This is a genomic window from Actinomadura sp. NTSP31 (assembly GCF_041951385.1).
In the GTDB taxonomy this organism is placed as follows: Bacteria; Actinomycetota; Actinomycetes; order Streptosporangiales; family Streptosporangiaceae; genus Spirillospora; species Spirillospora napierensis.
On record NZ_JBGNUT010000006.1, the window covers coordinates 109,664 to 122,587 of the forward strand.

The following is a 12,924-nucleotide window of genomic DNA, read 5'->3' on the forward strand; positions in this document are numbered from 1 at the left end:
GAGCTGACCCGTCCGTCTCATGCTGCCAGCCGGACGGCCCGGACGTGGGCCGTATCGGGGTCACAGCCCGCGCAGGATCCGCCACAGGATCGACGGCGTCGCCGCGGCGGGCGCCGCGGTCAGCACGAGCCGGTTCATGGTGTGCCAGTAGGACACGGCGCCGGGCCCGGCCGGGTACACCGCACCGTTCAGCCGCTCCACGTACACGACGTCGGGCAGCTCGGCCTGCGGCGGCCGCAGCAGCGCGAAGGAACCGCCGGCCACGGGCGGCGCGCCCGCGGACGCCAGCGGCAGCACCTGGAGGGTCACGTTGGGCATGTCGCAGACGTCCAGCAGGTGGTCGAACTGGGCGGAGGCGACGGCCCGCCCGCCGAACCCGCGCCGCAGGGCGGCCTCCTCGATCACCGCCCAGAACCGCACGGGCGCCGCCCTGTGCAGGATGCGCCGCCGGAGCGCGCGCAGCTCGGCGAGCCGCTTCGTCTCCCAGACCGGCCGGCATTCCTCGAGGAGCGCGCACGTGTACGCCTCGGTCTGCAGCAGGTCCGGGACGACCTGGGCCTCGTACGCGCGGATGACGCTGGCCGACTGCTCCAGTTCCAGGTACGGCTCGTACCAGGGCGGGACCACGTCCTGGAACTCCGACCACCAGGGGGGCGAGTTCGCCTGCCGGGCCAGGCCCAGCAGCGTGGAGACCGCGGCCCGGTCGGTGACCCCGTAGGCGGCGCACAGGTCGGCGACGTCGCGCAGCCGCAGTTCCGCGCGGCCGAGTTCGAGCCGGGCGATCCACTCCCGGGGCCGCCCGAGCGCGGTCCCGGCGTCCTCCAGACCGTGCCCGTTCGCCTCGCGCAGGCGCCGGAGCTGGGCGCCGAGGACCATCCTGGCCACGGTGGGCCCGGTCTCCCACTCCTCGTGGAAGCCGCCTTCGGCGTGCTCGGCGGCGACTGTGTTCATGCCCTGCCTCCGCGCGGACGACCATCGGGCCTGCGAATGCACGCTAGCCGAGTCGGGCCCGGCGCGTCCTGCCCTTCGGTATGCGAGCGTCCGGCGGTGGTGGGATCACGACGGACTCCGGTACGCTCGAGCCAAAACGGGGAACTCCCCGTTTACCTTCCGGAAGGACTCCGATGCCGCTCACCATCGAGGACCGGCTCGCGATCACCGACGTGATCTCGCTGCACGGCCACTACGCCGACGCCGGCGACCTCGACCGCATGACGGAGCTGTTCACCGAGGACGTCGTCTACGACGTGACCGCGCTCGGCGGCGGCCTGATCGGGGGCCTCGCCGCGCTGAGACAGGCCGCCCTGGACCTCGGCGACCGCAACCCGCTCGCCCACCACGTCACCAACGTCGTCGTCACCGGCGGCGACGGGGACCGCGCGCACGCCGTCTCCAAGGCCGTCGCCGTGCTGCCGGACCGCGGCTGCGACAGCGCCACCTACGAGGACACGCTGGTGCGCGACGGCGACCGGTGGCTGATCTGCCACCGCACGATCCGCCCGCGCCGCGAGCCGCTGACGCCCTGACCGGCCGGGGGGCGGCGCGGGCGACCTGAACAGCATGTGCGAGGCTGCCGCCGGAGCCGACCACGTGAGGAGCCGTTCGTGCGAGAGATCGCCGTGTTCAGCGGGAGCGCCCACCCCGGGCTGGCGGCCGAGGTCTGCGCCCACCTGGGAGTGCCGCTGAGCCCGGCCCGGGTCTCCCGGTTCGCCAACGACTGCCTCGAGGTCCAGCTGCAGGCCAACTGCCGCGAGCGGGACGTGTACCTGATCCAGCCGCTCGTCGCGCCCGTCCAGGAGCACCTGGTCGAGCTGCTGCTGATGTGCGACGCGGCGCGCGGCGCGTCCGCCAGCCGCATCACCGTGGTGATGCCGCACTACTCCTACGCCCGCTCCGACAAGAAGGACGCGCCGCGCATCTCGATCGGCGGCCGGCTCGTGGCCGACCTGCTCGTGGCGTCCGGCGCGAGCCGCGTGCTCGCCATGACGCTGCACTCCCCGCAGGTGCACGGCTTCTTCTCCGTGCCGGTCGACCACCTGAACGCGCTGCGCGAGCTGGCCGAGCACTTCCGGGGGTACGACCTGTCGCGCGCCACCGTCGTCTCGCCCGACCTCGGCAACGCCAAGGAGGCGGCGGCCTTCGCCCGGCTGCTCGGCGTGCAGGTGGCGGCCGGCGCCAAGCAGCGCTTCTCCGACGACCGGGTGAAGATCAGCGCGGTCATCGGCGAGATCGCCGGCCGGGACGTGATCGTGCTGGACGACGAGATCGCCAAGGGCAGCACCGTGCTGGAGCTGCTGGACCGGCTCCGCGAGCTGGGCGCCCGCACGATCCGGATCGCCTGCACGCACGGGCTGTTCGCGGCCGGCGCGCTCAAGCGGCTGTCCGCCGAGCCGGACGTGCTGGAGATCGTCTGCACGAACACCGTCCCGGTCCCGGACGGCGAGCGCAGCGAGAAGCTGAAGGTCCTGTCGATCGCGCCGGCGCTCGCCGAGGCGGTCCGCCGCATCCACAACGGCGAGTCGGTCAGCGCCCTCTTCGAGAACCCGCACTCCTAGGGGGTGCGCAGCACGGCGTCGAGGACGGCGTCGGCGTACTCGCGGGTCGGCGTCTCGCCCGCGACGAGCAGCCGGAACCAGATCGGGCCGGTCAGCAGGTCGAGCAGGACGTCGGTGTCGACGGGCGGCAGCCCTCCGCCACCCCGCGCGGCCCGCAGCCGGTCGGCGCCCGCCGCGCGGATCGGCCGGTACAGCCGTTCCCGCCACGCCTCCGCCAGTTCGGGATCGAGCTGCGCCGCGCCGACGAGCCCGGCGAACAGCGGCCCGCGGTCCGGGTCGGCCAGCAGGCCGGCGATGCCGTGCAGCCACGTCCGCAGGTCGCGGACCAGGTCGCCGGTATCGGGGAACGCGGTGGGCGGGACGTGCTCCATCAGCGCCTCGAGGACGACGGCGCCCTTGGAGTTCCAGCGCCGGTAGATCGTCGGCTTCCCGACGCCCGCGCGGGCCGCGATGCCCTCGATCGTGAGCCGGCCGTACGGCTGCTCCTTGTACAGCTCGAACGCCGCGCTCAGGATGGCCGTCCGCGAGCGCTCGGCGCGGCTGGGTGTCTGTGGCATGCGGCCAGGCTATCGCGAAACGTTACGTAACGTATTGACAGTGCCGTGCCGGGCTGCCGATACTGACTGCGTTACGTTCCGTTCCGTTTCGTTTGGAGGCGTCCATGACGCATGCCCCGGCGCCCGCGCCGTCCGTCCACCGGCGGGCCCTGATCACCTGGTTCGCCGTCTACGCGGCGATCACCGTCGTGCAGCCGGCGATCGCCCCGGCGACCGCGTCCCTGCCCGCGCCGCTCCGCACCCTCGCGCTGACCGCGATCGTCGTCCCGGCCGTGGTGTACCTCCTGGTCCCGGCCCTGCTCCGCCTGACCACCGCCACCACCACTGTCCGCCGCCGCCCCACCCCCACCACCTGCGACTAGCCGTCGAGGCCATCGGGCGGCGTTGGAGGAGGAGGGTGTGCCGGTCCCCGACATCGCCGGCATCGTCGGCCGCGTCACGGCGGGGCGCCACTACTTCAACGGGGTGGGCGTTCAGAGGAGCATGTCGCTGCCGCCCGACTCCTCCTCGCCGTCGGTCGTGTGCTCCGGCTCGAGGTATTCGTCCTCGGGCCAGAGCTCGTTGGCGAGGAAGGCCAGGTACTCCTCGTCGCCCGGGTCGAGCTCGGCCGTCATGGACTCGGGATGGACGTCGCCGGGCCCCGCGGCGAGCGCCGGAACGACGAGCGCGGCGGGTTCGGACGCGGCGGGTTCCGGCGCGGCCGGCGGCGGTTCGGCCGGGCCGGCGGCCGATGGCTCGTCCGCGGACGCCACGGGGCGGAGCAGGTTGGGCAGGCACAGGCCGAACAGGGCGGCCATCGCCACCAGGACCAGGACCGTGATCACCACACCACCCCGTCCTTTCGCGGTCGAGTTCCACATGATTCTTGCGTAAGGAGCAAAACAGTTGAACGCTACCTGGGTGACTTATCGGATGGGAGCCGACATGCGGGCCGCCGGAGACAATGACGCGGTGGAGTCTCACGGAGCGGTCGACCCGCGGGCGCGCGCGCTGGCCCGCGTCGTCTGGGACCACCTGGTGCTCACCGGCCCCCTCTCCAAGGCTGACGCGATCCTCGCGCTGGGGTGCCACGACACGCGGGTGGCGGCGCACGCGGCGAGGCTTTGGAACGCCGGTTGGGCTCCGGTGGTGGTCGTCTCGGGCGGGCGCGGCAAGATCACTTCGGCGTGGGCGGAGACGGAGGCCCAGGTCTTCGCGCGTGTGGCGCGCGAGCACGGGGTCCCGGAGGGGGCTCTGCTGCTGGAGGAGACCGCCGCGAACACGGGGGAGAACATCACCGCGACCAGACGCCTGCTTGACGGACGCCTCGATCTGCGGAGCGCGATTTTGGTCGCCAAGCCGTACATGACGCGGCGGGCGCTCGCCACGGCGCGCAAGCAGTGGCCCGAAGTGGGCTGGACGGCCGCCTGTCCCGACATCGGATACGAGGCGTACGGGGACGGCGACGACGAGCGCCGGTTCATCGAGTTGATGGTGGGGGACCTGCAGCGGATGGAGGTCTACGCCGAGCGCGGGTTCCAGGTGCCGATGCCCGTCCCGGCGGCGGTGTGGGCAGCGTACGAGGAACTGGTCGCGCTCGGGTTCGACCGGCACGTGATCCGCTGAGGGTGGCACAATCGGACGCATGACGTCAGTGACCACTTACTGCCGGATCTGCGAGCCGCTCTGCGGGCTCGAGGCCACCGTCGAGGACGGGCGGGTCGTCCAGATCCGTCCCGACCGGGAGCATCCGCTGTCCAAGGGGTTCGCCTGCCCCAAGGGCATCGCGATGACCGAGGTCCAGAACGACCCGGACCGGGTCCTGCACCCGCTGCGGCGCCGCCCCGACGGCGAGTTCGAGCGGGTGGGCTGGGACGAGGCGCTCGGCGACATCGCCGAGAGGCTGAACGTCCTGCGCCGCGAGCACGGCGGGTCGTCGATCGGCTGGTACTTCGGCAACCCGGCGACGTTCTCCTACAGCCATCCGCTGTGGCTGAACGGCTTCATGGCGGCGCTGAAGTCGCCGCACCTGTACTCGGCGGGATCGCAGGACGTCAACAACCGGTTCGCGGCGAGCGCGCTGCTGTACGGCGCGCCGGTGCTGGTCCCGATCCCCGACCTCAAGCGCACCGACCTGCTGCTGATGCTGGGGGCGAACCCGCTGGTCTCGCACGGCAGCCTCATCACCGCGCCGCGCATCCGCGAGGACCTGTCGGCGATCGTCGCGCGCGGCGGGCGGGTCGTGGTCGCCGACCCGCGCCGCACCGAGACCGCCCGCGCCTACGAGCACCTGCCCGTGCGCCCGGACGGGGACGCCCGGCTGCTGCTGTCGATGCTCAACGTGATCTTCGAGGAGGGGCTGGAGGACCGGGCCGCGTGCGCGCGCCAGGCGTCCGGCGCCGAGGAGCTGCGGACGCTCGCCGAAGGGTTCGCGCCCGAGGACACCGAGGCGCACAGCGGCGTCCCGGCACGGACCGTCCGGGAGCTGGCCCGCGACCTCGCGCGCGCGGAGCGGGCCGTCGTGTACGGCCGGACGGGCACCTGCCTCGGCCGGCACGGCACGCTGACCGCCTTCCTCATCGACGCCGTGACGCAGGTGACCGGCAACCTCGACCGCCCTGGCGGGGCCGTCTTCGGGGCCGCGCCGTTCCGGCTGGACGAGGTGCTGCGGCTGTCCGGCCTCGCCAGCTACGGCAGGACCCGCTCGCGGGTCGGCGGATATCCGGACGTCCTCGGCACGTTCCCCGCCGGCGTCATGGCCGAGGAGATCACCACGCCGGGCCCGGGACGGCTGCGGGCGCTGCTGGTCTCCGGAGGCAACCCGGCGCTGAGCGTCCCGGGCAGCGCGGTGCTCGAGAAGGCCCTGGACGAGCTGGACCTGCTCGTCACCATCGACCTCTACGTCACCGACACCGGCCGCAAGGCCGACTACGTGCTGCCCGCGACGACCTTCCTGGAGCGCGAGGACTTCCCGCTGCCGTTCCTGCAGAACCACCTCACGCCCTACGTGACCTGGACGGAGCCGGTCGTCCCGCCGCGCGGCGAGGCCCGCCAGGAGTGGGAGATCATCGAGGCGCTGGCCCGCCGGATGGGGCTGGGCGTCGGCGCGTTCGGCCCGCAGCGGCTCGCGCACCGGCTGGGCGTCCGGCCGTCGCCGCGGTCGCTGGTGGACGGCCTGCTGCGCACCGGCCCGGCGGGGGACTGGTACGGGCTGCGCCGGATCCTCACCGGCCGCGGCGGCCTGAGCCTGAAGCGGCTGCGCAAGGCGCCGCACGGCATCGTCCTCGCCGACCATCACCGGACGGGGACGCTGCGCCGCCGCATCCTGCACAAGGACAGGCGCGTGCATCTCGCCCCGCCCGAGATCGTCGCGGAGGTGCGGCGGCTGGCCGCGGAGCCGGAGCCGCCGGACGGCTTCCCGCTCCGGCTGATCGGCCTGCGCGAGATGCGCTCGCACAACTCCTGGATGCACAACTCGGCCGCGCTCATGCGCGGGAACCGCGTCCACGCGGCGCGGATCAGCCCGCGGGACGCGGCGGCGCACGGGATCGAGGACGGCGCGCAATGCCGGATCACCTCGCCGCACGGGTCCGTCGAGCTGGCGGCGGCGGTCACGGACGAGATGACGGAGGGGACCGTCGCGGTGCCGCACGGCTGGGGGCACCGGGGCGGCTGGCGGACGGCCAACGCGGCGGGCGGCGCGAACGTCAACCTGCTCGCCTCGCCCGATCCGGCGGACCTGGAACGGCTGGCCGGGATGGCGTGGCTCAACGGCGTCCCGATCCGGATCGAACCGGCCTGAGCGCCCCCTCGCGTCTCGAGCGGACGAGGCCCGAGCGGACGAGGCCCGAGCGGACGGGGCCCGAGCGGACGGGGCCCGAGCGGACGGGGCCCGGGCGGTCGGTGGAAGAGGCGGCGGCCCCGCGGGCGGGGATGCGGGGAGGAACGCGGGGACCCGCGGGCCGTGGCGCCTCTAGGCGGCGGTCGTGGGACGGTGCGGGGCGACCACGCGCCCGTCGGGCAGCAGTTCGCCGGTGTCCTCGAAGACGACGATGCCGTTGCAGAGCAGGCTCCAGCCCTGCTCCGGGTGGGCGGCCACGGTGCGGGCGGCCTCGCGGTCCAGCGCGTCGGGCAGCGGGCACGGCGGCTGGTGCGGGCAGGACGGTGCGCGTTGATCGGTCACGGGTTCCTCCACGGGCGTCCCTGTGATTAAGGACATAGTGGAAGCCTGCCGCCGTTCGTCCGAAATATGCAAGTCAATGGGGGATTCTTTACCCTTCGCCGCGTGTGCGGCCGGACAAGTTGGGGCAGAGCGGGGCGTTCAGCGCAGAAGACCTTCGTCCGGTTCGTCGCCGTGGTCGACGTCCAGGCCGACGACCGACAGGCAGCCGGTGCAGACCCACTCGGCGATGACGGCCTCGGAGTTCATGCCGTACGCGCGGTACGGCCGGTCGACCCACCGGCGCCGCATCCCGTGCCCGCACGAGGAGTGCAGCAGGCGCCCGCAGTTGGGGCACGGCCAGACGTCCTCGCAGCGCTGGTCGCACCGCGGGCACAGCGGCGCCTCGTAGTGCTCCGCCGGGGCGGGCAGCCCCAGCTCGTTCCGCCACTCGTGCTCCAGGTCGAGGTACTCGTCGCCCGGCCAGTGGTGGTCGGCCAGCCAGGCCAGGTACTCCTCCTCTCCGGGGGCGAGCACGGCCGTCAGCGACTCGGGGTGCTCGTCGCGCGGGCGGTGTCGGCGCCCGGCGCGCCGCGCGGAGGCCAGCAGGGTCAGCAGGCCGAGGAGCGCGGCCGCTGCCAGGCCAGTCGCCAGGGGCATCGCGGCGTCCTTACATGATCTTGTGGCGGGAAAGTCCGATCATGAATTCACTTCACAAAACCCTGCGAACGGTACAAGAAAGGCTCTTAACGGAAAAGTCGATCAGAAAAGAATCTTCGCCATGATCGCGGCCGACGTGGGGACCGAAACCCGGTCCGCCGGGCGTCCAGAACCCGGGCGGCCTGCGGGAATCGGGGCGTACGAGCGTCGCGGAGCCCCGGCGGGCCCCGCCTGGCGTTTCACTCTCCGCTGAATCCTGCCCCGGCCGGCACCGAGCCGCCCGCCGCCCGCCGCGGTCAGTCCTTGCGCCCCATCACCGCCACGATCTGGGTGTGCAGCGGATGCTCCAGCGGGCCCTTCGGCCCGTTCGGACGCCACTCCGTCACGGGCGCCACGCCCGGCTCGAGGATCGTCAGCCCGTCCATGAACCCGGCGATCTGCGTGGAGTGCCGGAAGTAGGACCCGCCGAGCCCCGACTGCAGGATCCGCTTGGCCTCCTCGACCCGCGGGTCGTCGCCCGAGTCGTGCAGGTGGGTCAGCATGACGTGGCTGCCCGCCGGCAGGAACGGGTGCAGCGCCCGGACCACGGCGGCGGGGTCCCGCTCCTCCGGGACGTGGTGGATGATCGCCGCGAGGATCAGCCCCACCGGGCGGCCGAGGTCGATCAGCCCGGTCAGCGCCGGATCGCTGAAGATCTTCTCCGGCTCGTACAGGTCGCCCTGGATGAAGGTGGCCACGCCCTGCTCGGTGAGCAGCGCCCGGCCGTGCGCCAGCACGATCGGGTCGTTGTCCACATACACCACGCGCGCGTCCGGGTTGGCCGTCCGGGCGAACTGGTGCACGTTCGACGAGGTGGGCAGCCCGGAGCCGATGTCGATGAACTGGTCGATGCCGAGGTCGCGCGCCAGGTACGTCACCGCGCGCTCGATCGCGACGCGGTTGCCCTGCGCCACCACCGGCGCCTCGGGGACGAGCTGCATCACCATGTCGGCGACCTCGCGGTCGGCGGCGAAGTTGTCCTTGCCGCCGAGGAAGTAGTCGTACACCCGTGCGAACGTCGGCGCGGAGGTGTCGATGCCGGGAGGCGCGCTCTCCGGGAGTTCGTCGGCCACGGGTGCGGCTCCTTCTGTTGCCCCCCGCTGCGAGACCTGCGGGGCGGGGACGAGATTGCCCAAGAGTAGGCCGATCCGCCGTCCCCGGCGGGGTTTTAGTGGCTTTGCAAGACCCTTTCGGCACGGGGTGCGGTTTTCCGCAGGGTGGGGGCTGCGGCGCGCGGCCGGACGGGTCGGCGGTGCGCTCCATGGTGGCGGGAGCGCCCGGTTCCTAGCGTCGAGAGCATGATCGAGACGACGTACGCGATGGCGTCCGCGGCGGCCGGGAACGAGCCGTCCGGCGGCGTGACCGGGTGGGCGACGCACCTGATGGAGCAGCTCGGCGCGCCCGGCGCCGGGGTGGCGATCGCGCTGGAGAACCTGTTCCCGCCGCTGCCGAGCGAGGTGATCCTCCCGCTGGCCGGGTTCACCGCCGCGCAGGGCCGGATGAGCCTGCTCGCCGCGCTCGGGTGGACGACCGCCGGGTCGGTGGCCGGCGCGCTCGCCCTCTACGGCGTCGGCGCGCTGATCGGCCGGGACCGGATCCGCGCGCTGGCCGCCCGCCTGCCGCTGGTGAAGCTCGCCGACCTGGACCGCACGGAGGCGTGGTTCGCCCGGCACGGCGGCAAGGCGGTGTTCTTCGGCCGGATGATCCCGATCTTCCGCAGCCTGATCTCCGTCCCGGCCGGGCTCGAACGGATGCGGCTCACGGCGTTCCTGCTCTACACGACGCTCGGCAGCCTGCTGTGGAACACGGCGTTCGTGCTGGCCGGGTACTGGCTCGGCGACAACTGGACGGCCGTCCAGGACTACGTCGGCGTCTACTCCAAGGCGGTGGTCGCGCTGGTCGCCGTCGCGGTCCTGGTCTTCCTGGCGGTGCGTATCGTGAAGGCCCGCGGTGGCCGGCACCGGGGCCCGCAGACCAGGGAATTCGAACGTGACCGCATCTTCTGAGCAGCCGCGCGCCCGGCGCCGGGGCCCCCGCGCGATGGCGGAGGCCGCGGCGCGGGCCGCCGCCGGGCTGGTGCTCGGCGCGGCCACCGCCGCCGTGGAGGTGGTGCTGCTCGCGGCGGCGGCGCTGCTCATGGCGTACGCGCTGGCGTTCTCGCGCGGGCAGCGGGCGGTGCCGGGGGTCGTCGCGGACGGCGCGCGCCGCCTCACCGAACTGGAGCGCCGCCGGCTGGCCCTCCTCGGCGGGTCCGGCGACGCCGGGTACGGGCCGCTGCGGGCGCTGGCCTACCTGGTGCTGCGGGCGCCGGTCGGGCTGCTCGGCGGGATCATCCTCGTGCTGATCGGCTACGGCGCCGCGACGGGCGCCGAGCTGGCGGTGAGCTGGTGGATCACCGGCGACTACCTGGACGGCATCCCGCCGACCTGGTGGATCGTCCTCTACACCGCCGTCGTGGGGCTCGTGCTGCTGTTCGTGGCCGTCCAGGGGCTGGTCGGGGTGGCGGCGCTGGAGCGGGCGGTCGCGCGGCGCTGCCTGGGCCCGAGCCCGCTCGCCGAGTACGAGCGCCGGATCGCCCAGCTGTCGGTGACCCGCGCGGAGGTCGTGGACGCGGTGGACGACGAGCGCCGCCGCATCGAGCGCGACCTGCACGACGGCGTCCAGCAGCGGCTCGTCGCGCTCGGCATGCTGATCGGCCGGGCCCGCCGCGCCGGCGACCACGCGCGGGCCGCCGACCTGCTGAAACAGGCGCACGAGGAGTCGCAGCGCGCCCTGGAGGACCTGCGCGAGGTCACCTGGCGCGTCTACCCGGCGGCGCTCGACGGGGAGGGGCTGCGGGCGGCGCTGGAGTCGGTCGCCGAGCGGTCGGCCGTCCCGGTGGAGATCCGCTACGACGTGCCGGGCCGTCCGCCGCACGCGGTCGAGACCGCCGCGTACTTCGTGGTGTGCGAGGCCGTCACGAACGCCGCCAAGCACTCCGGCGCCGGACGGGTGCGCGTCGAGGTCGCCGGATCCGCGACAATGATCGGCGTGCGCATCGAGGACGACGGGGCCGGCGGGGCCGATCCGTCCGGCGGCGGGCTGGCCGGGCTCGCCCGCCGGGTCGCCGCGCTGGACGGGACGTTCGCCGTGCACAGCCCGTCCGGCGGCCCGACGGTGATCACCGCGGAGCTGCCGTGCGGGTGATGCTGGCCGAGGACTCCACGCTGCTGCGCGAGGGCCTGGTGCGGCTGCTCGCCGAGGAGGGCCACGAGGTCGCGGCGGCGGTCGGCGACGGCGACGCGCTGATCGCGGCGGTCGCCGGCAGCCCGCCGGACGTGGTGGTGGTGGACGTCCGGATGCCGCCGACGCACACCGACGAGGGCCTGCGCGCCGCGCTGGAGATCCGCCGCCGCTGGCCGGGTGTCGGCGTGCTCGTCCTGTCGCAGTACGTCGAGAAGCGCTACGCCACCGAGCTGATCACCGCGGACACCACCGGCGTCGGCTACCTGCTGAAGGACCGGGTGGCGCAGGTCGAGGAGTTCCTCGAAGCCCTCGACCGGGTCGGTGCCGGCGGGGCCGCGTTCGACCCCGAGGTGGTGCGGCGGCTGCTGGCGCACAGCACGCACGCCGACCCGCTGTCCCGGCTGACCCCGCGCGAACGCGACGTCCTCGACCACATGGCCCAGGGCCACACCAACGCCTCGATCGCCGCGCACCTGCACGTCTCGCAGAGCGCGGTGGAGAAGCACGTCAACGCGATCTTCGACAAGCTGGACCTGTCGCACGCGGCCGGGTACAGCCGCCGCGTGCTGGCGGTGCTGCGCTACCTCGGCTCCTGAGAGCCGGTGACACGGGAGGAGACGACCATGGTCGGCAAGCTCGACTGGGAACCGGCCGCCGGGCGGCCGGACCTGCTGGCGGACCCGGTGGCGGCCGCGATCGGCGGCGTCGCGGACGCCGAGACCGCGCCCATCGACCCGGACCTGGCCGACACGGCGGCGTTCTGCGAGCGCTACGACGTGCCGCTGGAGGTCAGCGCCAACTGCGTCGTCGTCGCCGCCAAGCGCGGCGGCGAGGTCGCCTACGCGGCCTGCATGGTCCTCGCGACCGGCCGCGCCGACGTGAACGGCGTCGTCCGCAAGCACCTCGGCGCCCGGAAGGTCTCGTTCGCGCCGATGGACCAGGCGACCTCGCTCACCGGGATGGAGTACGGCGGCATCACCCCGGTCGGCCTGCCCGCCGGCTGGCCGATCCTGGTGGACGAGGCGGTCGCCGCCGCGCCCCGCGTCGTCATCGGCAGCGGCCTGCGCAAGTCCAAGATCCTGCTCCCCGGCAAGGCGCTGGCGGGCCTGCCCGGCGCCGAGGTCATCGCCCTGGGGCGGTAGCCGTGCCGTCCGACGCGCTGCGCCGCGCCCTCACCGACCCCGGGCCGCCCCCGCTGCCGGACCGCGCCGCCCGGCTGCTGGAGGACCTGGACGCGCCGCCCCGCCTGGCCGCGCACCTGCGCGCCGTCCACGAGGTCGCCGCCGAACTCCTCGCCTGGGTCGCGGCCCGGCACCCGTCCGTCGCCGTGGACGCCGGAGCCGTCCTGTTCGGCGCGGCGACCCACGACATCGGCAAGGCCGTGCATCCGGACGAGCTGTCCGGGCCCGGCTCGCGGCACGAACCGGCGGGCCACGCCCTGCTCCGCGAACGCGGCGTGGACGAGCGGCTGGCCCGCTTCGCCCGCACCCACGCGTCCTGGGACGCCCCGGACGCCGGCGTCGACGACCTGCTCGTCAGCCTCGCCGACAAGGTCTGGAAGGCCAAGCGCGTCCCCGGCCTGGAGCAGCGCGTGGTGGAGGTGCTGGCCGCCGCGTCCGGGGCCGAGCACTGGGAGGTCTTCATGGAGCTCGACGACGTCTGCGACCGCCTCGCCGCCGGCGCGGACCGCCGCCTGGCGTTCCAGTCGTCCTATCCGGTGGTCGCGTGACCGTTCGGCGCGGCTGTGCGG

General features: G+C 73.9%; 16 protein-coding genes. 10 read left to right on the plus strand and 6 right to left on the minus strand.

The window, feature by feature from the left end:
* Positions 1 to 60: 60 nt before the first annotated feature.
* The gene (locus tag ACA514_RS12330; RefSeq protein WP_375041205.1) at positions 61 to 951 is read right to left on the minus strand and encodes a helix-turn-helix domain-containing protein; all 891 of its coding nucleotides are present in this window, start codon (positions 949 to 951) and stop codon (positions 61 to 63) included.
* Between the two features lie 173 nt (positions 952 to 1,124).
* Between ACA514_RS12330 and ACA514_RS12335 the strand changes: the two genes are divergently transcribed.
* Positions 1,125 to 1,526 carry a nuclear transport factor 2 family protein gene (locus tag ACA514_RS12335; protein WP_375041206.1) on the plus strand — a complete coding sequence of 134 codons (402 nt, stop codon included), beginning with the start codon at positions 1,125 to 1,127 and terminating at the stop codon, positions 1,524 to 1,526.
* Between the two features lie 78 nt (positions 1,527 to 1,604).
* Positions 1,605 to 2,555, plus strand: coding sequence for a ribose-phosphate diphosphokinase (locus ACA514_RS12340; protein WP_375041207.1), 951 nt, complete (start codon positions 1,605 to 1,607; stop codon positions 2,553 to 2,555).
* On the opposite strand, the gene ACA514_RS12345 is transcribed toward ACA514_RS12340, so the two are convergent.
* Positions 2,552 to 3,112, minus strand: coding sequence for a TetR/AcrR family transcriptional regulator (locus ACA514_RS12345; protein WP_375041208.1), 561 nt, complete (start codon positions 3,110 to 3,112; stop codon positions 2,552 to 2,554). The genes ACA514_RS12340 and ACA514_RS12345 overlap by 4 nt on opposite strands.
* A 104-nt stretch (positions 3,113 to 3,216) precedes the next feature.
* Between ACA514_RS12345 and ACA514_RS12350 the strand changes: the two genes are divergently transcribed.
* Positions 3,217 to 3,474: a hypothetical protein gene (locus tag ACA514_RS12350; protein WP_375041209.1), complete on the plus strand. Its 258-nt coding sequence runs from the start codon at positions 3,217 to 3,219 to the stop codon at positions 3,472 to 3,474.
* Positions 3,475 to 3,585: 111 nt separating this feature from the next.
* Here ACA514_RS12350 and ACA514_RS12355 read toward each other — a convergent pair whose 3' ends face one another.
* A complete protein-coding gene (locus ACA514_RS12355; RefSeq protein ID WP_375041210.1) occupies positions 3,586 to 3,939 on the minus strand; it encodes a hypothetical protein in 354 nt (117 codons plus the stop codon).
* Positions 3,940 to 4,063: 124 nt separating this feature from the next.
* Here ACA514_RS12355 and ACA514_RS12360 point away from each other — a divergent pair, with 124 nt between their 5' ends.
* Positions 4,064 to 4,717 (plus strand): YdcF family protein, encoded by a 654-nt coding sequence (locus tag ACA514_RS12360; protein ID WP_375041211.1) that lies wholly within the window; start codon positions 4,064 to 4,066, stop codon positions 4,715 to 4,717.
* 19 nt (positions 4,718 to 4,736) lie between these two features.
* Positions 4,737 to 6,893 carry a molybdopterin-dependent oxidoreductase gene (locus ACA514_RS12365; protein WP_375041212.1) on the plus strand — a complete coding sequence of 719 codons (2,157 nt, stop codon included), beginning with the start codon at positions 4,737 to 4,739 and terminating at the stop codon, positions 6,891 to 6,893.
* Between the two features lie 171 nt (positions 6,894 to 7,064).
* Here ACA514_RS12365 and ACA514_RS12370 read toward each other — a convergent pair whose 3' ends face one another.
* From ACA514_RS12370 to ACA514_RS12380, 3 genes are all read right to left on the minus strand, one after another.
* Positions 7,065 to 7,274, minus strand: coding sequence for a DUF5999 family protein (locus tag ACA514_RS12370; RefSeq protein ID WP_344273975.1), 210 nt, complete (start codon positions 7,272 to 7,274; stop codon positions 7,065 to 7,067).
* Between the two features lie 138 nt (positions 7,275 to 7,412).
* Entirely contained in the window at positions 7,413 to 7,910 is a 498-nt protein-coding gene (locus tag ACA514_RS12375) for a hypothetical protein (protein WP_375041213.1), read from the minus strand.
* 296 nt (positions 7,911 to 8,206) lie between these two features.
* A complete protein-coding gene (locus ACA514_RS12380) occupies positions 8,207 to 9,022 on the minus strand; it encodes an SAM-dependent methyltransferase (protein ID WP_375041214.1) in 816 nt (271 codons plus the stop codon).
* Between the two features lie 225 nt (positions 9,023 to 9,247).
* On the opposite strand from ACA514_RS12380, the gene ACA514_RS12385 reads away from it, so the two are divergent.
* The 5 genes from ACA514_RS12385 to ACA514_RS12405 are packed head-to-tail and all read left to right on the plus strand — an operon-like array spanning position 9,248 to position 12,903.
* Positions 9,248 to 9,955: a DedA family protein gene (locus ACA514_RS12385; protein WP_375041215.1), complete on the plus strand. Its 708-nt coding sequence runs from the start codon at positions 9,248 to 9,250 to the stop codon at positions 9,953 to 9,955.
* Entirely contained in the window at positions 9,939 to 11,135 is a 1,197-nt protein-coding gene (locus ACA514_RS12390; protein WP_375041216.1) for a histidine kinase, read from the plus strand. The genes ACA514_RS12385 and ACA514_RS12390 overlap by 17 nt, the downstream gene beginning before the upstream one ends.
* Entirely contained in the window at positions 11,126 to 11,770 is a 645-nt protein-coding gene (locus tag ACA514_RS12395) for a response regulator (RefSeq protein WP_375041217.1), read from the plus strand. Before ACA514_RS12390 ends, ACA514_RS12395 begins: the two co-directional genes overlap by 10 nt.
* A gap of 27 nt (positions 11,771 to 11,797) precedes the next feature.
* On the plus strand, positions 11,798 to 12,316 hold the full coding sequence (locus ACA514_RS12400) for a YbaK/EbsC family protein (protein ID WP_375041218.1): 519 nt from the start codon (positions 11,798 to 11,800) through the stop codon (positions 12,314 to 12,316).
* Positions 12,317 to 12,318: 2 nt separating this feature from the next.
* Positions 12,319 to 12,903: an HD domain-containing protein gene (locus tag ACA514_RS12405; RefSeq protein WP_375041219.1), complete on the plus strand. Its 585-nt coding sequence runs from the start codon at positions 12,319 to 12,321 to the stop codon at positions 12,901 to 12,903.
* The last annotated feature ends 21 nt before the right edge of the window (positions 12,904 to 12,924 follow it).